Here is a 22930-nt window from a genome sequence, read left to right on the forward strand (position 1 = left end):
CTTTGATTATTTTGAATTTCTGATATTTTTTGGCGAAATTCCTGTTAAAAATAAATGTGTAAGGGCATACAGTTGTACACCCCTACAGCCGATTTACTTGTTACAAGAATTGTTGAAAATGCTATTAGTATCTAGCGCAAATTCGCTGGTACTTGTTCAGGAACTACCCAATAGTAAATAGTTTTGCCATCTACAGTTAGAGTCTGCTCTGGTTTCCAATCACCCATATCAAAAGCGTGGGAGACAATGCGAGTCCCTGGTTTGAGTTCACTCAATAGCTTGGGACGAAGTTTGGCGTTTACCTCTGGCAGTAAGTAAAGTGTAACTACTGTTGCTTCACTAAAGTCAGTGGTGAACAAGTCTTGTTGGACAAACTTGACGCGATCGGTAACTCCTGCTTTCTGGGCATTATCATTAGCTTCTTGGACGCGTTCGGGGTTAATATCTATGCCGACACCGCGCGTACCAAACTTTTGTGCCGCAGTATTGACAATTCTCCCATCACCACTACCAAGGTCGTAAAGTACATCATTCTTACCCACTTTTGCCACTTTCAACATTGCATCTACAACTGGCTGTGGTGTAGGTACATAGGGAACATCACCGGGGCGTTCTTGTGGTTGAGTTGTGGGAGTTGTCGCAGATGGTGTTTCGGTTTCGGTCTGACCCGTTAAAGTAGAAGGTTGCGTCCCGGCTTCCAAATCTTGCTGTTGCGGTGTACACCCAGCAATTCCCAAGCTCGTGATACTAACGCTTGTAGCCAGTAAAAACAGAATTTTTTTGAAGTTCATGAATTTTCTCCTTGATTCAGTAGCTTGTGGTCAGTAGTTAGGAAAACAACTGATAGTCATAGAATTTTGAATTGCTTACTGTGTGAGGTTTGGTTTACACAATCCAAAATCAAAGTTGCGCTAGAAGCGCACCAAAGGTGCGACGCAAATTCGTATTAAGTCCTACGTTGACGGTAGTTATTCCAGAACAACACGGGGATACCTGCTGCGACAACTAAAACACCAGCAATTGCTCCCACACCTGTATAGGCCAAGCTGGAGTAGAGCAAGTAACCACAGACGGCGCAAAAGAGTAATGGTGTGAAAGGATAAAATGGCACACGGAATGGGCGCACTATGTGGGGTTCGCGGATTCGCAATACCATCAGTGATATGCCGGAAAGCAAGAAGAAGAACCAAAATATGGGGGCGGTGTAATCCACCATTGTTTCAAAGCCTTTGCGGGTAAGCGTGCCTAAAAAAACCAGTGCTAAGGCGATCGCTGCTTGCAAAAATAAGGCATAGGTAGGACTGCTAGGACGTTGTTGCCAGCGTCCCATAAAACCAAATAGGGCAAAATCCTGTCCCAGTGCGTAGTTAGTACGCGCTCCAGTAAAGATTGTAGCGTTGGTTGCTCCCAAAGTAGCGATCGCAATCAATACACTAATGAACAAGGCTCCCGGTGCGCCCCAAATAGAGCGCATTAAATCTGCGGCTACTGCTTCTGACTGTGACATGTTTGCTAATCCCAGTCCTCGCAGGTAAGCCAGATTGATTAGCAAGTAAATGGCGGTGATAATGCCAATACTCCACATTAGCGATCGCAGAATATTACGTCGTCCATTTTGAATTTCTGCGGAGATGTAAGCCGCTTCATTCCAGCCGCCGTAAGATAGCAACACAAACACCATCGCCAGTCCCCAGGTTCCTGATGATGCAGGTTCCACAGGGGGGGCAGAATTAGGAATGGCCGTAAGCCCAAGAATTACTACCAGCAACAAACCTAGAACTTTGGCAGCACTTAGCAAGTTTTGCGTCCACTTACCCTGCTGTAAACCGACAATGTTCAAAGCAGTTAAAAGTGCGATCGCTATAGCTGCATAAATAGAAGACGAAAACGTTCCTAGCCGCCATATCTGAGAAACATAATCACCAAAAACAAATGCCAAAAGAGCAATGGAACCAGTTTGAATCACTGTCATCCGCGCCCAGGCAAATAAAAAGGCGACTCCCCGCCCGAATGCACGTTTCAAATAGTAGTAGACACCGCCGACGTCGGGATAGACAGTCGCCAACTCTGCATAGCACAAGGCTCCTACCAGAGACACGACACCACCCATTAGCCAAAGAAACATTACAGCAAGATCACTGCCTGCTTGACTTGCCACTAGAGCCGGAGTTTGAAAAATCCCTGCCCCGATAACAATACCCACAATCAGAGCTACTGCGTCTGATAATGTTAGGGATGGCTTAGGTACTCCTACTTCAGTTGATGTTGTCTGCTCAAGCAAATTGTAGTCTTTAGGTCTACTCACATTACTCCGTTATTTAGTGTTGAGTTGGGACTCTTGGCTTGGTTTTATAGTCTTTATTCAACAAAGGAATTATCTTATGTACTCCAAATTTGGGAACTCACCATTCACCAAGACCTTTGAGGTTGTGAACTACTAGCCCAAAAGCTAGCCTTCGGGTAGGTCAAATTTTAATCACTGTTTTACTCATACCCACTATGGTAAAAAATAAATGTGACGGGAAAGTGACAGTCACCTATGAGATGTCCTCAAATTATTTGGTAACATTCAGATTAATTTCCCTGTGTAGCTTGCCGCCGTAGGCATCGCTCCAAATTCTTTTGCTAGACAACATCGTGATGACAATAGCATAGAAAATCTGACTCGCTAACACTTCTTCCACGAGTGAGATTTTTAGTAATCTAGAGAATGATTGACTAATAACAGGTAAACGTGCTTTCTTTGGTCATAAAGCTCGTAATTCCCATACCATACAGGTTTCATTGATTTAGAATGGGTGGTTTATTTACATCCTGCTGTACTATAAACAGCGATCGCTCAAGATTTCAGATTAAGTAGGGATTCACATCTATGCGCTTCTACTTAATAAATAGTATATAGACTTTTTATCCCTCATTCTTTAGTATCGGCTACTGGGAAAAAGTAAAATATCTATTAATTCACCTACTACCAAACCCAAGACAGCTAGGACTGTTATAATCCAAAATGAATCTAGTTTGTTTAAGCCAGAAAAGCGCATTTCCAAATCAGCTAAAAGCGTAGTGGCTAAGGGAATGATAAAGAGCCTTAATAATATCGACCAAGTTGCTACTAAAGCAATTGATATACTTAAAAATAAGATGACAACTAAAATTTTAGAGCCAAATTCAATTAAACGTTCTAACCAATAAATACTTTTTCGCACTACAGCTATAACCATAGCAGCGACAAAAGCCCCCACCAACCAAATAATATGATGAGCAGCAAGATACCATCCCAAGAGAGTATAAGCCAATAAGAGTAATACTAAAGGCATCAAAGGAATCCTGTTAAAAAATTCCACATTCATACTGCCAATACTTGTAAAAATACCAAGTTATTCTCTTAATTTTAGTCAAAAGTTGTTACTAATCAAACTTGTAAATATACCAGCTTTGCTCAGGATACTTATCTATCTACAGAGCAAATTTAAGGACGTATTTTTTCATCGTGACAATATATAGCTCTACTGAATCATTTGTACAAAACAATAGAAATCGAGAATCTGAGCCTTAGACGCTTATCAGGTCTGTAGCAACAACAGCATATTAAATCGCAAATTTTAGATTTGTAATCTAATTTAACTTTGTTCGATACGATTGCTTTGCAGCATAACCAGGAACTTGGGTTAGCGATCGCAGTAGATTGCTTATACGTATTGAAATTATAAGTAAGTTATATTTAAGACCTACATTTATTAGTTTAAGAACAATAGTATTGGAGAATCTAAGACTAGTGAGGTCTAAATAGATTGCTTTGGCTCTCACCTATTTGCCATGAAATTTAATGAAGAGGTGGTTCCAATTCACTGTGTACAACTTTGACAACTGTCCACAATACTGTTGCATGTCTCAAGCTCATGGTAATATTATTTTACCGTCAGGAGATATTATTTTATACATTAAGTTGCAACCATGCGGAAACAGTTAGTTAGGTGTGCTACCTCCAAAAAAGAAAAAACTATTCAATCCACCGAGGAAATCAACAAAAGCCCCAACGTGCAAAGCACAGAGCTTTTGAGAATCTGCTTATATAAGGTAATAAATACCTAAAAAAGCCTTGTTTTAGTAATCCTAACAGCTAGTTAAGAAGGCATAAAACCCTCTTCCAATGGCAAAAAATTAGACAAGAGTAAATAGAAAAGTTTTGACATAGAGTCAATTGTTTTTTGTATATGTAAAAATATCAAAAAGCCCAATTTGTCTTGCAAATAAGACATTATTATTGTGTATTTTATTTAGATTTAGTTACCTATATATAAAAGTCCTATTTGATTGGTGAAAACTTCAGCTATCCTCAACCAAATGAGGCAAGCTCTTAAATTTAGCAAATGATTTAGGACTGCTAGATCAATCTTGATTTAGTAAACACTCGATTATTGACAACGCAAATCAGAGTAACAGGAAAAACATGAATATCATTGTTCGTTTGTTTGGAGCGATCGCTCTCCAAATATCTGTGTTGGCTGCGATGTCTAGCATGGCAATGTCTGATGACAAGCCCTTCCGCGTCAATACCCAGCAAACTCCTGCTGTTTCTCAACGGAAAACAACACAGAGGATTTGCTCTTTAGATCCCATTGAGGATTTATTACCTCCACCACAAACTAAAGCAAGTAATTCTTTGCTTTCTTATCTTGCTGAACAGGGTTTTACACAGAATCAAGAGGGTTCCTGGGTCTGTTATGCGAATGATCCTAAAAAAGAAGGGCGTTACTTTACTCTGTTTAAGGTTAAACAAGTTAATGGCAGGCTTATAGCCAGTTCTTTCCTAGATGAGGGCAGCCTGATTCAGGGGCAGGAAAATCGTAGTTTGGACTTCTTTATGATGCTGGTTGAGCGTCATATGAATCCTAATCAAGAAAACCGTCAAGGTATACGTAGATATTTAGAAGCCTTTGTTTCCTTAGTCAAGCAAGGGAAAATCAAACCCACGCGTCGCGGCTTTCTTTTTGACCAACCAAACCGGGCATTGGTCTTATATCACCCACTCTCATCAGGAAATCTCAAAGGTACGGGAATCACAATCAACATTCATTTACCTAAGAGTTGAATTGGGGAGTAGGGAGGATGAGGGAGATGGGGGAGCAGGGGACAAGGTTAAAGGGAAAAGGATAAAGAAACAAAGCCCTTCCCCTTTACCCTTCTCCCTTCCCCTTTACCCTTCTCATAATCCCCCATGCCCAATTCCCAATTAAATTGCTGTCGTTTAGTGGAGGTGCATCTTGCCTAAATCAATTGTTCAAAGAATTGCGATATCGAAGGCGGTTCGCTTTGCAGCGATCGCATTTTCATCTGTTGCAGTAGTACTCACTACATGTCAGTCTGCTTTTGCACAGTTAAATGTTGGACGCTATGGCATCCAACAAGGACTGGAGTCTGAGTATCTCCAGTACCAAATTAAGAACCAGAATTTGAGCCGGATGCGAGTCATTCCTGCATGTGATGTGGGATTTGGTCTGACCTGCAATAAGACTGGATCAGTACTCCAACAATTAGTGGAGTTCAACAATGGGACTAGTTATCAAAACCTTCTCATCCGAGCAGCCGGTGGGGAGAAAAACTTCCAGAATTTCGCTAGCTTCTACGGCAATAATCCCAATCTCTCTGCCGTGCCTTACGCCTCATTTTGGAGAAATGCATCCCCCACAATCATGGATGGATCTCAATACCTTCTAGGACAACCTTTTGGTCGCAATCCAGTAGAAGGACTCGGACTTGTAACCAAGCAGTTTTACTGGGCACCATACTCAGGAGTCAATGACTCTGTTAGCCCCCGCAATGGATTACTAGACCTGAAATTGTCATACGGACGACTGCTGTTTGAAGAGGCCTCAAAAATTTCTAACATTCAAGAGCAGATTCAGTCTCTAGGTCTGTCGCCAGAGATGACAAATTTCTATTTAAATAAAATCTCTACAGGCTTGAATGCATTGAATTCTGGAGATCAGAACCAACTCCAACAAAAGATTTTTGAAGTACTATCCTTTCCATACTCCGAAGATGGTGGGGAACTCGGACGGCCCAATAATGCGATTCCACAGGAATTTAATCAGCTCTTAGGAGAAGATATCGCAGGAGATACTTTGCTAAGTGACAATCCACTAGCCTTGGATGGAGAAACAATAGCTTTTGATGCTTTCCCTGCCTCTGCGGGAGATGTCTTGGTACCAGACAGTTCTGATTCCTTTCCACTCTGGCCAATAATCGGAGGTGTGGGTCTTGCTTTAGTTCTGTTTCTACTACTGGGTGGTGATCGTTCTTCAGCTCAACCATCTGTTTCTCCATCTCAACCACCTGCACCTGTTTCTCCAGGAAATGTACCTTTGTCTCTCACCAACAAAGGTGAATGCGATCTGACTCCCAGTGGTAATGGTTCTGATCACACACAGATCATTGAGGTTCCGTGTAATGTTACTCCTCAAACTCCTACGGAAGTGAAGAGGGTAGTGGAGCCATCAATGATCAAAGCGCTTGTGTTGCTAATTGTTCTACTATGTATAGTCCGTCACAAACAGAGGGCTTTGAAAATTCGTAATTATGTTACATAAGCCCTTGATTACCTACGGTGTACACACAAGTCCTAACAACCTAGCTTAAAAAGACTTTCCTCGTTCCCAGTCCGAGACTGGGAATGCATTCATTGAGTCTCTGACTCAATGCCTGACTAGAGGTAAGCAGCCTCTAGTCAGACATTCCCATGCTCTGCATGGGAACAAGATAAACGAGAGAACAAAGGGAAATCGAGCTTTTTTAGACTTGTGTGTACACCGTAGCCCGTGATTACAGAAACTCCTAGTTGAGCCGTAGGCAACTAGGAGTAGTTCACACATCCGAAATCACCCTTCACATAGCGGTTCAGTTCACAGAGCGTTCCGTAGAGGAGGAAAGGTATCGCCTGTTAATCTGCGGCCAATTCACCACATTCCACCAATTATTCAAATACTCAGCCCGACGGTTGCGATATTTTAGGTAATAAGCATGTTCCCACAGATCATTACCCATAATCGGATATGAATCCTCCATAATTGGGTTATCCTGATTTGCTGTGGTGACAATCTGGAGTTGATTTTGGGGATTACGTACTAGCCAAACCCAACCACTACCGAAACGAGCTGCACCCGCTGCATTAAACTGTTTTTTAAAGGCATCAAAGCTGCCAAAAGTTTTGTTAATTTCTTGAGCGATCGCTCCTGATGGTTGTCCACCACCTTCGGGACTCATTAGTTGCCAAAAAATTGTGTGGTTGAGGTGACCACCACCGTTATTGCGTACCTTTGTCCGAATATCTTCAGGTACGCTGTTCAAATCCACCAGTAAAGCTTCAACACTTCTTTTTTGCAAATCTGGATACTGCTTCAATGCATCATTTAAGTTCTTTACGTAGCTAGCATGGTGTGCATCATGATGCAATTTCATCGTCTCAGCATCAATAGCTTTTCCTAATGCCCCATAAGCATAAGGCAATGGTGGTAGCTGTGCAGGAGAAGCACTTAGTGCCCTATTAGGATAAGCTACAGGGGGAAATGACCTAGCAGGCGTTGGTATTGGTGTAGAAGATTGTGCCTCAGCTATTGGTACTGGTTCATGAGAAATCAGCAGAATTGCCAGCAAAATTGTTGTGAAGAAAAAAACTATTGTTTTTCGCCAAAACTTTATCATAAATTGTAGCCTCAAAATCAATATTATTGGCTTGTAATCAGATCATGGAATGTTGTTTTGCAGCCAAATAAAGCCAAATATTATATATATTACCTTAGTTATCAGGTAATTCGAGGCAAAATACTCAAGAGAATAGAATTTCACGGCCAACTCAGTGGAGGCATTTAAAAGACTCCAAAAGCACCATCTTAAGCGAAAATGCTCTACTACATAAGCTGTCAATGCAAAAATAATTGTATTTAAAATAAACAAGAATAAGCCCAGATTCAGGATAATCAAGCGAAATATAAAAAACTGAGTATTGAGAGCAGAATTGCATTTGAAATTCCGTAAACAACACCATATATCGCTTTAATAAAAGTATCAATTTTAATAAATAAAGGTAGCTTAAAAATAATTAAAAAGCTGATAGTGATAACTAATCAAGTGGATATAATACCAAACATCATAATTCCTTATTTTATTGATTTGAGTCGATAATTTTAACTATGGATTCAGTTGTAGTGATCAAGATGACATAGTTTTAATGTCTATAAAAGTTTGATAAATTATTTCTACATATTATAACATATAAATAAACATCTATGTCTCTCTTACTTAATTTATTCCCTTGGATATATAAGGACAAATAACAAGCAAAACTCTTGACAGATATAGCTAAAAATTTATTTTGCTAAACCTATAATTAAGAACTTGTAAGCATTAGAATCTGACCTACTGACAACTTGACAACTGTGTAGTGATTTTTAGTTAATTAAAATACACATGAATAAACCAAATCCATAAATACCCTTATTTCCTGGTTGGCTTTGAGCGCTACACCTCTAATATGGACGTTTTTCAACTTTTTTACGATTAACCTAAGATTCAGTACTTGTTTATAAGCATTTTCTGAATTTATTTGCTTACTAAACGTCTATATATTTCAAATTCAAGAGTGTTATCAAACCTAATTACGATAAAACAGGAATAGAACATGTCTTTTCACAAATTACTAGTTAATTACCCGGCGATCAAAAATCAAGGCAATAAAGACATATAACAAAAGGTAAATAATATGCATCCTAATCAAATCAGGCAAAAAACTGTAGTAGTCAATAGTAATTTAGAGCAAGGAATCCGGAGTGAAGTCAAAATTGATCAAGCACAAATGCATGAAATAACTATCCGTGATCTAGCGATATCTTTATCTCCTGTTGGCTTTATAATTGGTTGGATAGGTTTTTTTCTAATATTGCAAAAAATCCGAGCATTTTTAGATGAAAAGATGGTTTTATCCATCAACAGTGCACACAGACTTCCTTGTAAAAACTGCCGCTTTTATTCCAATAATCATTATCTAAAATGTGCAGTAAACCCTTCTATTGTTCTCACTGAAGAAGCGATGAATTGTTCTGAGTACTCATCCAGTAAGAAAAATTTTTCTTCTAAAAAGCCCTTTAGCTAAGAATAATAATTATCAATCTTAGGGCATAAGATTTTCACATTTTGATTTGCGGCTAAATATCAAAGCTGGTGCTAATTTTTTCCATTTATTTATCCCATCTGGTTGCCTAAGTCTCGCTGTCGCCGTAACCAATGTGCGACATCGTTAGCGGTAATAATGCCTTTGAGTGAACCATTCTGAGTCACCAGTACCCGACGAACTCCCGATTCTTGCATTTTTTCCAATACCTGCGACATCTGCTCTTCCGGACGAGCAGTAACTCCTGTGTCTGTGGGAATCATGGCATCTCTAACAGTACGATAAATCCATTCTTCGCGCGGGATATCCTTGACCTGATTTAAGGTAATAATCCCTATAGGATGACTATCTTCCGTTACTGGGAAAGACTGGTAGCGACGACTGAGGAAATATTTATCCACTAAATCTTGCAGCGTCAGGTCAGCATTTACCGTTTCTGGATGGGGAGTCATGATTTCCTGTGCCTTTACTCCTTCCAGGCTTGTGCGGATCAAAAGCTCCTCGTAACCAGCTTCTGCGGCATTATATAAGAACCAACCAATCAGGATCAACCAGAGTCCACTCAACAAGGCTGAACCGAACAACTCCCAGAAACCAAGGGCAATAAGCAAATAAGCTAACCATTTACCGCTCGTCGAGGCAATTTTGGTAGCCTTTTTCTGATTGCCAGTATACTTCCAGATTAGCGAACGAAAAACACGACCGCCATCTAGAGGAAACCCAGGCAGCATATTGAATATGGCTAAAATGAGGTTAATTGTTCCGAGGTAAGATGCGACACCCGTAACTACAACACTCCATCCAGCATTTGTGCCGATATACGCAATTAAACCGAAGAAAGCAGCCAGTACTAAACTGGTAAAGGGCCCAATGATCGCAATCTGAAACTCATCATCAGGATGTTCGGCATCCATACGAGTGCGCGACACCCCACCAAAGATAAACAGGGTGATGCCTTCGACTGGAATTCCTTTTGTCCTAGCCACTAAGGAATGAGAAAGCTCATGAGCTAGCAGCGAGGCAAAGAAGAAAAATGTTGCTACTAGGCCCATACCGAAATAAGTTGCATTGGAAAGTCCTGGATAGTTGGCTGGAAATAGACCTGCACTTAATGTCCACAGGATTAGGAAGACAATTAACAGCCAGGACAAGTCTATTCGGATTTCAAACCCGAAAATAGAACCTAAGCGAAAACCCTGCATATATTCCTCTTTTTCTAAAGCAGTTTTTGTCTAGAAATACTGTTGCTGAAAAAAATTAGAGTGAAAATATAGGACTAGTATTTGATTTTTGAAATTACTTGTAGAGATAAAGAACTCTTAACAAGAAAGAAGGAAATTAGAGGTGTACAGATTTTTTTTCAGAAATCAAACCGGATTCCTATAGGTGAGCGATACTAAATCACCAAAAGCATAGAAAATCACAATCATTGCTTCCTCTAGCAAACGATAGATATTGCCAAATATCAATAGTGGTCTGTTACATTAATTTTGTGAGGTTTGTAGTTAGCGATCAATCGCTTAATTTTCAGTGTCGAAGTCTTTTATCTGCCTGTGCCCTAATTAAGTTGAATTAATAGCCAAGTGAGATAAGTACCGAAAGGGCCCCAGAGAGCATAAGGTAGGAACAGCCACGAGGCTTTTTGGGAAATTGGCTTAACCAAAAATGCCAAAATATAGACGAGAAGTGTTGCCAAGCCACCGACAATCATTCCACCTGTTAGGCTGCGAAGTTCTACCACAATGGGACTGTAAACGGAGGTCAAAAGAGCGATCGCTGCGTACAAACCCATCAACAGCCAAGGACGAGAATGTTTTGAGCTTCTCTCCCAGACGATAATTGCTGAAATTGTCAGACAGATCCAAATGAATGTCCAGATAAATGGGATGAGGAATTCAAAGGTTAACCAGTCGGGACGCTGCAAGTTCTGAAACCAAGGGTCACGCAATGATGTGAGCAGGCTACCGCCGAAAAATAGTGCTGCCGAAACTGCTGTGATAATCCATCTAGCTTTCACAAAGGTTTCCTGCCATAGTTAGGATTACACTTATAGTCTAGTTCAGGGCTGCGTTAGCGTTCGCAAAGCGTCTTGATTGCTGAATTCTGTATTCTTCTTCAATCAGCTTAATTTTTTAGTTTTAATCTGTCTGTAGATAGATGCAATGTTATGGGCATCATCAATTCCACGATGATGTTTGCCTTTCAATTCTATTCCTAGCTTATTGAGAGCCTCTGCCATGCCAAATTTTTTGGATACGCCAAGATATTCTGAAAATTCCTCTTTGATATTTATGTGCTCTGAAGTAAAAGGATAAGGGAAATTATGAAACGCGCAATCTTGAATAAATTGCTTTTTGTCGTAACTGCCCCAAGAACAAAAAATATAATTGGGAAATAAATCAATCCATTCTTTGAAGCGAGAAATTACCTCTAAAAATTTGGGTGCTTCGTCAACATCTTGCTGCCGAATGCTAGTCAATTCAGTGCAAAAACTTGTCAGTTGTGGATGTCTCACAGGTTGGATGAATTGCTGAAACTCTGAATCAATTACCCAGGTTGTTCGATTGAGCATCACTGCACCGATTTCGATGATTTCCATTTCGTGACGAGGAATAGTCTTACTGTTACAGCACGTAGCCTCCAAATCGACTATTAGATAGTAGTGGGATATTTGAGATTTCATATTAGGTAATAAATAATCTTATTTAATAAGAGTAGTTGTTTATACGTATTTTTTAAGGCTTACAAAATACTTTTGTAAGTCATTGTAGTCAATATAATACAAAGATGCGGTATTTACAACCTTTTTCATGTATTTGAACTACAACCTGCCTGTTTAGATTGATGAAAAAGGTTTAACCCAACGCAGTTGAATAGCAACATCAAGAGCGATCGCAGCTATTCCAAACCACAATACACTTTCAAAAGCCAAGACCACAAAAGGCCAAATTGTGCTATGAGAATTCCACCCAAGTTCTATTTGAGTTAATCCTCGCACCAAGCCAAAGGCTAGCACACCACCAGCTTTGAGTTGAGGGTTTTTATCTGAGCGGATGATGTAGCGGTAGGTGACACCAAATAGCAAACCAGCAAAAGTTGCGATCGCACCACTCACCCACCAATGCCAATTAACATTACTTTGCAGACTTGCGAGTGTTGGAAAATACTTTGCCAGTACTAAAGTATTCAACAAACTAGCGATCGCAAAAGCGAAACACACAGATAAACCCCCAATTATTCCAGCTTTCAGGGATTCTAGGCGTTCTGCCATCAGTTGAACATCTGAAGTTTCGTTCACTTTGCGTCCTTGAGTAAAATTTAAGAGTGCAGCGATCGCACCAACACTGCGGAAGGATTAACCGCCCTTTCCCAGTATGATAAATATTAGAAACCTTTTGTAATTATTTGAAAAGTGGGACTATGGAGATTTTGACACTAGGTTGGGTATCACTGTTAGTTGTGTTTACTTGGTCAATTGCAATGGTAGTGTGGGGACGTAACGGACTGTAGAGGCATTGTGGAAAGTCCATTTTTGAGTATTTTAGCTTTATTTGCTGTAGTGCTACTCGTAGTAGTCACTGGTGGTATTGGTTATTTGACCCTGGCAGATTGGCGCGATCGCCGTCGTCGAGATGAAGAGAAACGCACCACCCGCAGCGCCACTCCTAAGCGGCGATAGTTTTCTCGTGGTTGAAAAATCTTTGTGTAGGGACGCGATAATTATCGTGTCCCTACATTGTTTTTTCTGGCATTTAAAGGAAATAATTGTTACCTTTGCGATCGCAACGGGAATCATGAAATAGAAGACTTTCAATATTTAAAGTCCCACTGGGAATGGAAAACTCCTCTACCACTCAACCCATAGAACCAAATTCAGAACAGCAAGAGTCTCATTCAGATGTGACAACAGCCTCCCTGTGTCAAAATGAGCAACAAAAAGCCTTGTCTGGAGTTATTGCCCACATTCGTGAGTCTCTAGATATAGAAACTATCTTCAAAATTACAGTCACTGAAGTCCGCCAACTTTTAAAAAGCGATCGGGTTGGCGTGTTTCGCTTTGATCCTGATTTGGTATGGGAAGGGGAATTTATCTATGAAGATGTGGGAACCGAATGGGATTCGGCACTAGCAGCCAAACTGCGTGACCACTGCTTTAGTGAGAAATTCGCAGAACTATATCAGCAAGGTCGGATTAGAGCAATAGCTGATATTTATCAAGTTAATGCTAGTGATTGCTACATCCAGATTCTAGAAAGATTTCAGGTACGTGCCAATATAACTGCCCCTTTGATGAAAGGTAAAGATTTATGGGGATTGCTGTGTATTCATCAGTGTAGTAGTCCTCGGCAATGGGAAGCATCAGAAATTGAGTTTGTGCAACTCATTGCTGAACATCTAGGAGTTGCTTTGCAGCAAGCAGATTACTTAGAACAAGTAAAACTACAATCAGCACAACTAGCACAAGCAAAAGCTAGAGAAAAAGCAGCCCAATGGCAAAAAACCATAGCCATAACCATTGAGAAAATTCGTCAATTCCTAGACTTGGAAAGCATTTTCCACACAAGCACCGCAGAACTTAGGCAACTGCTAAATGCTGACCGTGTGGCTATTTATCGCTTCAATCCCGATTGGAGTGGTGAATTCGTGTTTGAATCAGTGGCAGAGGGTTGGATCTCCTTGATCCATGAACAATTGCAGCGACCGGAATTGAGTGAAAATGTCAGTGAATGCAGCGCCAAAGATTTAGCTAACCCCCCAGTCGCTGATACCTACTTACAAGATACAAAGGGTGGTAACTTTAGTCGGTGTGAAGTGTATCGTGTTTGTAATGATATTTACAATTCCGGCTTTAGTGACTGCTACATTAAAATATTAGAAATTTATCAAGCAAGAGCTTATGTGATCATTGCCATTTACCACGGTCAGAAGCTCTGGGGCTTGCTAGCAGTATACCAGAACGCCAGAACCCGTGATTGGCAAAAAGATGAGGTTTACTTGCTTACTCAAGTGGGTACACAACTAGGTGTGGCTTTGCAACAAGCGGAATTTATCCAACAAATGCAAATCCAAGCAGCAGAGATCAGTAAAGCTGCTGAAAGGCAAAGGGCATTGGCGAACACCGTAGAAAAAATTCGTCAGTCCTTGGAAATTGAAGCCATCTTTAAAACCACAACTCAAGAAGTCCGTCGGCTATTAGAAGTGGAACGAGTCGCAATTTACCGCTTCTATCCAGATTGGAGTGGTGAATTTGTCGCCGATTCCATTGTTGATGGCTGGACACCAATGATTAAGGCGCAGCCTGTCACAGAAAGCATTCTTGTGCAAAAAAAGCAAGCGGGTAAGTATGCACGGAATGAAGTTTTTGTACCAATTTCTCAGGGCGAGAAATTGTGGGGATTGCTAGTAGCTTATCAAAACTCTCAACCCCGTTATTGGCAAGATGAGGAAATAAACTTATTGGCACAAGTTGGCGTTCAATTAGGCGTAGCATTACAGCAAGCTGAGTCATTGAAACAGGTGCAGGTGCAAGCCCAAAAACTGGCTAAAGCCGCCGAACGAGAACGCAAAGCAGCCGAAAGGGAGAAGGCCTTAGCCGCAACTGTGGAAAAAATTCGCCAGTCTCTTGATATTGACACCATTTTTGCTACCAGTACAGAAGAAGTGCGGCGGCTATTAGAAGTTGATCGAGTGACAATCTATCGATTCCGGGCTGATTGGAGTGGCGAATTCGTAGCTGAATCTTTAGTTCAAGGTTGGACACCAGTAAAGACAATTGTACCTGCGATGTCTACGACGGGCTACGCCTACGTAGATGATTACTTGCAAAAAAACCAAGTAGGAGACTTTGCTAATGGTAAAACTCTTGTCATTAAGGATATTTACAGCACCGATGATTCTATTCCTTATATTGCCTTGATTGAGCTAATGGAGGCTAGGGCATATATGATTGTGCCGATTTTTCAAGGTGAGAAACTCTGGGGATTATTAGCAGCTTATCAAAATATCAAACCCCGTGATTGGCAAGAAGATGAGGTAGATTTGCTGATGCAGATTGGTACTCAGTTAGGGGTAGGGCTTCAGCAAGCGGAATTACTCGAACAAACTCAACGTCAGAAAGAAGAACTCACCAACACTCTTAAAGAATTACAGCACACTCAGAGCCAGTTAATTCAAAGTGAGAAAATGGCAGGCTTAGGGCAGTTAGTTGCTGGTGTAGCCCATGAAATTAACAACCCGATTAGTTTTATTTATGGCAACATCACTTACGTTACTGAACATGCCGAAAATTTATTGAAATTACTCCGCCTCTATCAGAAACAGTATCCTAAGACAACAGGAGAAGTGCAAAAGCAAGTAGCAGCACTCGATTTAGATTTCATTAGTGATGACTTGCCCAAAATTCTCACTTCAATGAAAATGGGAGCAGATCGGATTTCTCAATTAGTCTTGTCGTTGCGAAGTTTTTCTCGACTTGATGAAACAGGAATGAAGCCTGTAGATATTCATGAAGGCATCGACAGTACTTTGCTAATTTTACAACATCGGCTGCAACCAGAGACTAATGCTTTTGCTATTGAGGTAATTAAAGAATATGGGGAATTGCCTTCAGTAGTCTGCTATGCAGCCCAGATGAATCAGGTATTTATGAATATTCTCAACAATGCGATCGATGCACTGGAAAACTTAGCAACTAGTGGAAAAATAATTGACAATCCTAAAATTTGGATTCGGACAGGAGTCATAGAAGGGAATACGATTCTGATTTGGATTGCCGATAATGGTTGTGGGATTCCAGAGATGGTGCGATCGCGCATTTTTGAACCTTTCTTTACCACCAAGCAACCTGGACAAGGTACTGGTTTGGGTTTATCTATTAGCTACCAAATTATTGTTGGAAAACACGGTGGTAATATCAAGTGTGTTTCTGAACCTGGTAACGGCTGTGAGTTCTGGATAGAAATTCCGATGAAACGGACAGTTAGTTAAAAAGAGCGTAGGTATAGCCAGCCGCAAGCATCGCTTGGTGTAATACATATCTATTACTATCTATTGCTGCTGTTGCAACCAAGCACAGAGAACAGTAGAAGAATCATTTGAGTACGGAGAGATAGACACAGCATTAAATTTTCAACCTCTTACTGAAGCCCAAATGCTTCAGCAGAGTCAATCCGTTCTTGAAGCTTACTGTTCCACAGGTTTAGGAATAGCCCACGATCGCGTGCGTGGGGAGACAGTTTGGGAACCGATCAAGAACGCTCATGCAAGTTAGACTGCTTCCGTAGGTTTAGAGATCGCTACTGTTGCAATAATAGCCAGAGGGTACATAAACACAGGATGCGGAAAATTTAATTTTATAAACGAAAATTTAATTTTATTTATTTGTTAGGTAACTTTCACTATCTCAAATGTATAATCTATTATTTATTTATATTTATTAAATGTATAATCTATCATTGATTTTTATTTATATTCGCCTCTATTACTTGTTTGTCGGTTGGGATTGTGGAACTAAAAGTATCGTCTTTGAAAACATAAGACAGTATCACCTAGTAGTCATTTATTGACAGAGGTAGAAAAATTGTAATTACCTAAACTTGTGCTTCAAAAATCATGAGCCATTATATGGATAGTTAGCACGTTTACGGCACTATCCAATGTCTGAAGACTTATTAAACTCCTTTCAAGAAGCATACAGCAATCTCGAACTATTTCCGTTAATGGAACGGAACGAAATGGAAAGATTTAGAGTCGAATATGGTGATGATTTAATTGCAGACCTGAACCAATTAGTGGAAGATAGTCCTAATGGAGATGGCAAAATTGTCTTTACAGGACATCGAGGATGTGGTAAGTCTACTTTGTTAGCTGAATTTAGCCGACAAATTCAAGATAAATATTTTGTAGTTCTCTTTTCTATTGCTGACAAAATTGAAATGTCAGCAGTTAATCATATTAATATACTGTTTGCGATCGCAGTTAATTTAATGACAGAGGCAGAAGCACGCAAAGTTGATATTCCGCAATCTACTAAAGAAGCTCTTTATAAGTGGTTTGCTACCCGCACTCGCACTGAAGAATTAAATTTGCAAGCAGAAGCTAGTATCGGTTTTGACCTTTTAAAATTGATTAGCTCTAAATTAAAAGCTGATGCTAGCGTTCGAGATGAAATTAAGCAAGAATTTGAACGCAAGTTATCAGATTTAGTTGCCAGAATTAACGAAATAGCTGCTTTAATTCAAGCTGCCACTAAACAAAATGTTTTAGTAATTATTGATGATTTAGATAAACTTGACTTAGGCAGAGTTAACGAAATTTATCGAGATAATATTAAAGCTCTTTGCCAACCTAACTTTCAAATTATTTACACCATCCCGATCGCAGTCCTTAGAGAAACATTTATTAGCACAATAATTGCCACTGAAACCAACGATCAAGTTGTGGCAATGCCTGTGTTAAAAATATTTGATAAAGGTAAAAACCGCTTTCCAAATGCCCAACCTCGCCCAGAAGCAACAAAGATTCTCGGTGAAGTTTTACAAAAGCGAATTTCCAGTGAATTAATTGCGGCTGAAACTGCTGAAAAAATTGTGATTTACAGTGGTGGCGTATTGCGAGAGTTAATTCGGATTTCTAAGGAATGTTGCCGTATATGTTTGCGAACGATCCGGCGAAATCCTTCAGCCAAAGTTATTATTGATGATAAAATTCTCCTTCAAGCAATCAATAAAATCCGTAATGATTTTTCCATACGCTTAGGAAAGGTTGATATAGATATTTTACAGAGCGTTTATGAACAATTTATGCCCAATGATCCCAAACAAGCAGAGTTTTTGGATTTGCTGCATGGGCTGTATGTTCTAGAATATCGCACCGATGAAACTTGGTATGATGTTCATCCAATTATTATCGAAAGCTTGAGAAGACAGGGAGCCATTAATGTTAAATGAAGATTTATTAGATGATGAAGGAGAAAATCAGGATGCGTATGATGATTTAATTGTTTCTATTGAAGCTCAAAAGCGGGGCTTAAATTTACTAATTGCGGTTTGTGATGATGCTAGCTTTCGTGATCAGATTATTGCTCAATATGAAGCTGAACTACAACCCGCCTTCCGTGCATATCGAGTAACTTTAGCACGTCAAGAACCTAGTCTCAAAGCTGCTCTTAACCAACTGGTACAACAAGAAGAATATCTCCGTCAGCATAAGCCGGCGGTGATTACTGTGACGGGTGCTGAACAACTTTATTTTCTCAGATTGGGAAATGAACAATCGGAACAGGAGAAATTTTTTGGCTACTTACAGTGGACAAGGGAAGGATTGCGCGAATTTCCTTTTGCGATCGTGCTTTGGGTAACTAACCAAATTTTAGTCAGCCTGATTAAAAAAGCCCCTGATTTTTGGAGTTGGCGCAATGGTGTATTCCGGTTTGAATCTAAAAAGACGAATGCTATTCCTGGTAAAGAACTAGAAAATATCCGCTTTGTTTTTAGAGACACAGAATTAGCCAGCACAGATACTAATGAAAATAACGCTTTTTTCTTACCCATCCAAGATTTACAAAGGCTAATCGAGAAAGTAGAACAGGAACAGGGAACTAAAGATCCTACCTTAGCTACCTTATATTCAAGGTTAGGTGATATTTACCGCAGCAGATTAGAGCGGGGTGAATCTCAAAATTATCAAGAAGAACAGGAATTAGCAATTAAATATTGGCGTCAGGCGAGTGAGCTACAAAATGAATTGGGTTTGCAGGTAGACTTAGCTAATAGCCTCAACAATTTAGCAGGAATATATCGTGCAACGGGACACTATAGCGAAGCCGAACCACTATATAAACAAGCTTTAGAACTGAGGAAACGCTTGCTAGGAGACAACCATCCTTCTTTTGCTACTAGCCTGAATAATTTGGCAGGACTCTACAAATCTACTGGACAATATAGTAAAGCAGAACTCTTATATCAAGAAGCTTTAGAACTGAGAAAGCTTCTGTGGGGAGAAAACCATGCCGATGTTGTGGCAAGTCTGAATAATTTGGCACTACTATATGATGAACAAGGACGTTATGACGAAGCAGAACCTTTATATCTGCAATCATTAGAACTCGAAAAACGTTTGCTGGGCGAAAATCATCCTTCTTTCGCTCTCATACTAAATAATTTAGCGCTACTTTATTATCATCAAGGACGTTACAGTGAAGCTGAACCATTGTCCCAACAAGCAATAGAACTAGATAAGCGATTTTTAGGAGAAGAGAATCCTGATGTTGCAACAGATTTGCACAATTTAGGTTTGATATACCGCGCTCAAGGACGCTACAGTGAAGCGGAATCTTTGTTTTTGCAATCATTAGAACTCAAGCAGCGTGTATTACAAAAAGCGCATCCACTTTTAGCAGATACTATCTATGCTTTGGGTTATATGTATAGAGAACAGGGACGTTACAATGAAGCGGAATCTTTATGTATAAAAGCATTAGAACTAGATAAGCTTTTGTTGGGAGAAAATCATCCTAATGTTGCGGAAAGTCTCAACAATTTGGCAGAAATTTATCGTGCAACGGAGCGTTATGGTGAAGCAGAGCCGCTTTATTTGCAAGCTTTAGATATTTGTGAACGAATTTGGGGTGTTGAGCATATTCGTTGTGTGGCTGTGCGGGAGAACTTAGAAAAACTTACGGCGGCGATGGGGAAGAGTTAAGAAGAAATCACGCAGAGATACAGAGAGAAGGATTAAGTTTTTGTAAATTTAGCGAAGCCGCTCTGCGTCTACGCTGCTTTCTTTAGAAGAGTGCGATCGCTTATACTCCAATACGGTTCAATTAAGGGCGACTGGCAAAAATTTTGGGTTTTCGAGACGCGATAAATCGCCGTCTCTACAAATGTTTTGGTCTTATCTGAACTGTATTGGCTTATACTCACTTTTATCAGCAGACTTTCGTCTACAAATCCAAAATGGCAGAAGACTCGAAAGACCAAAACGCTCCCTTGACGCTAGAAGGATTTTGGAAAATCCTAGACTCAAAGCTTGTCAGCTTAGGAACACCTGCGGCTTTGATTGGGGTTGCACTTGATTTCGCACGCAAGTCTCAATGGAAAGAAGCTGGACTTTGCTTGGTGGGAGGGTTTGCTCTGTGGATACTCATTCAGGTTGCTAATAAGCTGGCTCCACGTATAGATAAATTGCTGGACTGGATATTAAATAATGCTGAAAAAATATCTTTGGATTTGTGGGCAAAACTAACCTCCGACTTTGAAGGCAAATACTATGAACGACTAAAGTTTGATTGTCGGGAGTATGAAATTCGGGGAATCAACCGAGGAACTTTGCAACTAGAAAATCTTTTTGTTCCCCTGAAAATGGGACAGACATCTGCCGAAAAGGTTTCTCAGAATATTATTCAGTATCAACAGGCATTCGATCCACTCAAACAGCAAGAAATTGGAGACATTCTTGTACTGATGACAGGGGATATCAAGCAACGTTTGGTAATTTTGGGTGCGCCTGGTTCGGGAAAATCAACGCTTCTCAGACATATCACTTTGTTATATGCCACACGCAAACAACGCCGATTACATCGAAAAATTCCCAAGCTAATTCCTGTTTTGCTGCAACTGCGAAATGTCTACCAAGATATTATCCAAGAACCACAGCCATCTCTAGCATTAGTAATTGAGAATGCTGTTAAAAAACTGCAATCTAGCCAACCTCTAGAGCCGCGTCAAGGTTGGTTTGCCAAACGGCTTCGTCAAAATAAGTGTTTGGTTATGTTTGATGGATTAGATGAAATTGCTGATGATGTTCAACGACAACAGGTGAGCCAATGGGTGAGTCAACAAATCAATGAATACCGTAATACTCCTTTTATTTTGACTTCACGTCCAGAGGGTTATAAAAAAGCACCACTGCAAGGTAATTTCCTAGAATTAGAAGTACAGCCATTTACTCGTGAGCAACGCAATAAATTTATTCAAGACTGGTATAAGTGCCGCAAAAAAGAGGGGAATAACAATAAAGTAGACTTAGGAATTCGAGACAGTGCGATCAAATCGGCAAATAATCTGATTGCTCAAATTGATACATCTCAGTCTCTAAAAGTGATGGCAAGGAATCCCCTATTACTAAATATGATTGCCATCACCCATGACAGTGAAGTTACTCTGTCTACAAAACGAGTAGATTTATACAAAGATATTTGCCGGGTATTGTTAGAGGGACGACAGCGAGCCAAAGGATTATCTACATCCTCTACATCCCTTTCAGCCGAGCAAAAACAAGTTGTTTTAAAGTCACTAGCGCTGAAGTTAATGCAAGAGAATACCCAGGCATTTACTTTAGATGAAACTTCTACTCATGAAAAGACATTCAAGGAAGCTAAATCACTCCTTAAAGAAAAGTTAGACAGATTTCCTAATCAAACGCTTTCACCAGAGGACTTTATCAAAAAAGACGATCTGGGTGTGCGGGAGTTAATGAGTGAGAGAGAACAAGAGGGAATATATGAGTTGGCTCACAAAACTTTTCAAGAATATTTAGCGGCTGTTGAAATTGAGAAAACAAAGCAAGAAAATATATTGTTAGAAGCATTAGCCGACGATAAAAAATTTGCTTGGTGGAGAGAAACAATTCGCTTTTATGTCGCGCAAACTGATGCAACTAACTTAATTAAAGTTGCTCTAGATCATGCAACAATACCAGTGCTAACCCTTGTCTACCAGTGTTGGCAAGGCAAAGAAGCCCAACAAATTGATCGACTAGTTCAAGAGCAACTAAAAGCTAAATTAGAGCAGGGATTAGAATCTGATAAGCTGGATGAATTTACTTTGGCGGCTGAGGTGAAGCTGGCTTACCGCCTCAGTCAGTTGAATCAAGACTTGCAGACTTTAGACAGCTATTCTGAACAAGAAAGCCAAGCTATTGATCGCAGTTATATAACTTTTGCAGAATATCAACTGTTTTTAAATGAAACAAGTTCCCCTAGTATTCTTGCAAATAAAAAACGAGCTAGGGAACCTGTAATTAATATTAGTTTTTGGGATGCTAATGGTTTTTGTGCTTGGCTGAGTTTAAGAAGTCGCAAAGAGTTGGGTGAACCGGGAATCTGCTACAGACAAGTGACACAGATAGACCGACAACAGCATCCCTGCGAGGAAGATAAAGAGTACGCAGATAAAGAAGGAATTCGGCTCGTTAGGTTTCAAGTACCTACTCTTTATGAACAATTAGCCTACTACCTAGCAGCAGGTAAGTGGAAAGAGGCTGATGAAGAAACCGATAGACTTATGCTTCAGGTCGCGGGGCGAGAACAACAAGGCTACTTAGGACTGGATGACATCCGGCAATTTCCTTGTAAAGACCTGAGAACTATTGACCAACTCTGGGTACTGTACAGCAATGGACACTTTGGTTTTAGTGTTCAAAAAGAGATTTATCTCAGTGTTGGTGGAATCTTGGAAGGAAGTCAAGCAAATTCGCCCTTTAACAAGCTTCTGCTTCTCCCTCCTGTTAGATGGATCTATGTTCGTTTAGGTGGTAGAGTGATGGATAGAAATGACAAGACTTACGAAGCCTATATCCGATTTAGCGATCGCGTGGGATGGAAGAAGACGTTTATTTGGAATACTAGTGTCTCAAGGGGAAACTTACCCACATGTCACGGATTATTCAGAGTTGGGACTCTCATGATTGTTCTCTTCTCTCGCGTCCAGACTTGTAAACTGTAACATATAAAGCTTTCGCAAATTTCTAAACATTTATCACAGC

The 22930-nt window shown here is 40.1% G+C and carries 19 protein-coding genes; 9 read left to right on the top strand and 10 right to left on the bottom strand.

Translation table 11 applies throughout. The features are described 5' to 3' along the window. Window positions 1-131: 131 nt before the first annotated feature. From ABF638_RS03355 to ABF638_RS03370, 4 genes are all read right to left on the bottom strand, one after another. Window positions 132-791: a class I SAM-dependent methyltransferase gene (locus tag ABF638_RS03355; protein WP_435020257.1), complete on the bottom strand. Its 660-nt coding sequence runs from the start codon at window positions 789-791 to the stop codon at window positions 132-134. 155 nt (window positions 792-946) lie between these two features. Continuing rightward, a complete protein-coding gene (locus tag ABF638_RS03360) occupies window positions 947-2305 on the bottom strand; it encodes an APC family permease (RefSeq protein WP_435020259.1) in 1359 nt (452 codons plus the stop codon). A 250-nt stretch (window positions 2306-2555) separates the two neighbouring features. Continuing rightward, window positions 2556-2684, bottom strand: coding sequence for a hypothetical protein (locus tag ABF638_RS03365; RefSeq protein WP_435020261.1), 129 nt, complete (start codon window positions 2682-2684; stop codon window positions 2556-2558). Window positions 2685-2921: 237 nt separating this feature from the next. Continuing rightward, on the bottom strand, window positions 2922-3350 hold the full coding sequence (locus tag ABF638_RS03370) for a hypothetical protein (RefSeq protein ID WP_181930902.1): 429 nt from the start codon (window positions 3348-3350) through the stop codon (window positions 2922-2924). A gap of 1100 nt (window positions 3351-4450) precedes the next feature. Between ABF638_RS03370 and ABF638_RS03375 the strand changes: the two genes are divergently transcribed. Continuing rightward, entirely contained in the window at window positions 4451-5092 is a 642-nt protein-coding gene (locus tag ABF638_RS03375) for a hypothetical protein (RefSeq protein WP_435020264.1), read from the top strand. A gap of 172 nt (window positions 5093-5264) precedes the next feature. After that, window positions 5265-6590, top strand: coding sequence for a hypothetical protein (locus ABF638_RS03380; RefSeq protein ID WP_435020266.1), 1326 nt, complete (start codon window positions 5265-5267; stop codon window positions 6588-6590). A 307-nt stretch (window positions 6591-6897) separates the two neighbouring features. Here the strand turns inward: ABF638_RS03380 and ABF638_RS03385 are convergent, their stop codons facing one another. Together ABF638_RS03385 and ABF638_RS03390 are read right to left on the bottom strand one after the other, a co-directional pair. Beyond that, a complete protein-coding gene (locus ABF638_RS03385) occupies window positions 6898-7701 on the bottom strand; it encodes a superoxide dismutase (RefSeq protein WP_435020268.1) in 804 nt (267 codons plus the stop codon). Window positions 7702-7743: 42 nt separating this feature from the next. Next, a complete protein-coding gene (locus ABF638_RS03390) occupies window positions 7744-7980 on the bottom strand; it encodes a hypothetical protein (RefSeq protein ID WP_435020270.1) in 237 nt (78 codons plus the stop codon). A gap of 778 nt (window positions 7981-8758) precedes the next feature. Between ABF638_RS03390 and ABF638_RS03395 the strand changes: the two genes are divergently transcribed. Beyond that, on the top strand, window positions 8759-9148 hold the full coding sequence (locus ABF638_RS03395; protein WP_069071832.1) for a hypothetical protein: 390 nt from the start codon (window positions 8759-8761) through the stop codon (window positions 9146-9148). An 89-nt stretch (window positions 9149-9237) separates the two neighbouring features. On the opposite strand, the gene ABF638_RS03400 is transcribed toward ABF638_RS03395, so the two are convergent. The 4 genes from ABF638_RS03400 to ABF638_RS03415 all read right to left on the bottom strand — a co-directional run bounded on the left by ABF638_RS03400 (window position 9238) and on the right by ABF638_RS03415 (window position 12437). Further along, a complete protein-coding gene (locus ABF638_RS03400) occupies window positions 9238-10368 on the bottom strand; it encodes a site-2 protease family protein (RefSeq protein WP_435020272.1) in 1131 nt (376 codons plus the stop codon). Window positions 10369-10724: 356 nt separating this feature from the next. Then, complete coding sequence (locus ABF638_RS03405) at window positions 10725-11183, bottom strand: TspO/MBR family protein (protein WP_435020274.1); 459 nt, start codon at window positions 11181-11183, stop codon at window positions 10725-10727. A 102-nt stretch (window positions 11184-11285) separates the two neighbouring features. Further along, window positions 11286-11849 carry a 3'-5' exonuclease gene (locus tag ABF638_RS03410; protein ID WP_181930897.1) on the bottom strand — a complete coding sequence of 188 codons (564 nt, stop codon included), beginning with the start codon at window positions 11847-11849 and terminating at the stop codon, window positions 11286-11288. A gap of 153 nt (window positions 11850-12002) precedes the next feature. Then, complete coding sequence (locus ABF638_RS03415; RefSeq protein WP_435020313.1) at window positions 12003-12437, bottom strand: hypothetical protein; 435 nt, start codon at window positions 12435-12437, stop codon at window positions 12003-12005. A 149-nt stretch (window positions 12438-12586) separates the two neighbouring features. Here ABF638_RS03415 and petN point away from each other — a divergent pair, with 149 nt between their 5' ends. The 6 genes from petN to ABF638_RS03445 all read left to right on the top strand — a co-directional run bounded on the left by petN (window position 12587) and on the right by ABF638_RS03445 (window position 22890). After that, entirely contained in the window at window positions 12587-12676 is a 90-nt protein-coding gene (gene petN, locus ABF638_RS03420) for a cytochrome b6-f complex subunit PetN (protein ID WP_012408302.1), read from the top strand. 7 nt (window positions 12677-12683) lie between these two features. Continuing rightward, complete coding sequence (locus ABF638_RS03425; RefSeq protein ID WP_094350864.1) at window positions 12684-12845, top strand: hypothetical protein; 162 nt, start codon at window positions 12684-12686, stop codon at window positions 12843-12845. A gap of 155 nt (window positions 12846-13000) precedes the next feature. Further along, the gene (locus tag ABF638_RS03430; protein WP_435020279.1) at window positions 13001-16153 is read left to right on the top strand and encodes a GAF domain-containing protein; all 3153 of its coding nucleotides are present in this window, start codon (window positions 13001-13003) and stop codon (window positions 16151-16153) included. 668 nt (window positions 16154-16821) lie between these two features. Next, window positions 16822-18114: an ATP-binding protein gene (locus ABF638_RS03435; RefSeq protein ID WP_435020281.1), complete on the top strand. Its 1293-nt coding sequence runs from the start codon at window positions 16822-16824 to the stop codon at window positions 18112-18114. Then, window positions 18104-19867: a tetratricopeptide repeat protein gene (locus ABF638_RS03440; RefSeq protein ID WP_435020283.1), complete on the top strand. Its 1764-nt coding sequence runs from the start codon at window positions 18104-18106 to the stop codon at window positions 19865-19867. Before ABF638_RS03435 ends, ABF638_RS03440 begins: the two co-directional genes overlap by 11 nt. A 254-nt stretch (window positions 19868-20121) precedes the next feature. Continuing rightward, window positions 20122-22890, top strand: a complete 2769-nt coding sequence (locus ABF638_RS03445) for an NACHT domain-containing protein (RefSeq protein ID WP_435020285.1) — start codon at window positions 20122-20124, stop codon at window positions 22888-22890. Window positions 22891-22930: the final 40 nt, after the last annotated feature.

Source organism: Nostoc sp. CALU 1950, from assembly GCF_051172895.1.
In the GTDB taxonomy this organism is placed as follows: domain Bacteria; phylum Cyanobacteriota; class Cyanobacteriia; order Cyanobacteriales; family Nostocaceae; genus Nostoc; species Nostoc edaphicum_A.

Excerpts from the sequence above, each read along its gene's own strand:
- ABF638_RS03355 (WP_435020257.1), bottom strand. The coding sequence starts at position 791 with ATGAACTTCAAAAAAATTCTGTTTTTACTGGCTACAAGCGTTAGTATC.
- ABF638_RS03370 (WP_181930902.1), bottom strand. The coding sequence starts at position 3,350 with ATGAATGTGGAATTTTTTAACAGGATTCCTTTGATGCCTTTAGTATTA.
- ABF638_RS03375 (WP_435020264.1), top strand. The coding sequence starts at position 4,451 with ATGAATATCATTGTTCGTTTGTTTGGAGCGATCGCTCTCCAAATATCT.
- ABF638_RS03385 (WP_435020268.1), bottom strand. The coding sequence starts at position 7,701 with ATGATAAAGTTTTGGCGAAAAACAATAGTTTTTTTCTTCACAACAATT.
- ABF638_RS03395 (WP_069071832.1), top strand. The coding sequence starts at position 8,759 with ATGCATCCTAATCAAATCAGGCAAAAAACTGTAGTAGTCAATAGTAAT.
- ABF638_RS03400 (WP_435020272.1), bottom strand. The coding sequence starts at position 10,368 with ATGCAGGGTTTTCGCTTAGGTTCTATTTTCGGGTTTGAAATCCGAATA.
- ABF638_RS03410 (WP_181930897.1), bottom strand. The coding sequence starts at position 11,849 with ATGAAATCTCAAATATCCCACTACTATCTAATAGTCGATTTGGAGGCT.
- ABF638_RS03415 (WP_435020313.1), bottom strand. The coding sequence starts at position 12,437 with ATGGCAGAACGCCTAGAATCCCTGAAAGCTGGAATAATTGGGGGTTTA.
- petN (WP_012408302.1), top strand. The coding sequence starts at position 12,587 with ATGGAGATTTTGACACTAGGTTGGGTATCACTGTTAGTTGTGTTTACT.
- ABF638_RS03430 (WP_435020279.1), top strand. The coding sequence starts at position 13,001 with ATGGAAAACTCCTCTACCACTCAACCCATAGAACCAAATTCAGAACAG.
- ABF638_RS03435 (WP_435020281.1), top strand. The coding sequence starts at position 16,822 with ATGTCTGAAGACTTATTAAACTCCTTTCAAGAAGCATACAGCAATCTC.
- ABF638_RS03440 (WP_435020283.1), top strand. The coding sequence starts at position 18,104 with ATGTTAAATGAAGATTTATTAGATGATGAAGGAGAAAATCAGGATGCG.
- ABF638_RS03445 (WP_435020285.1), top strand. The coding sequence starts at position 20,122 with ATGGCAGAAGACTCGAAAGACCAAAACGCTCCCTTGACGCTAGAAGGA.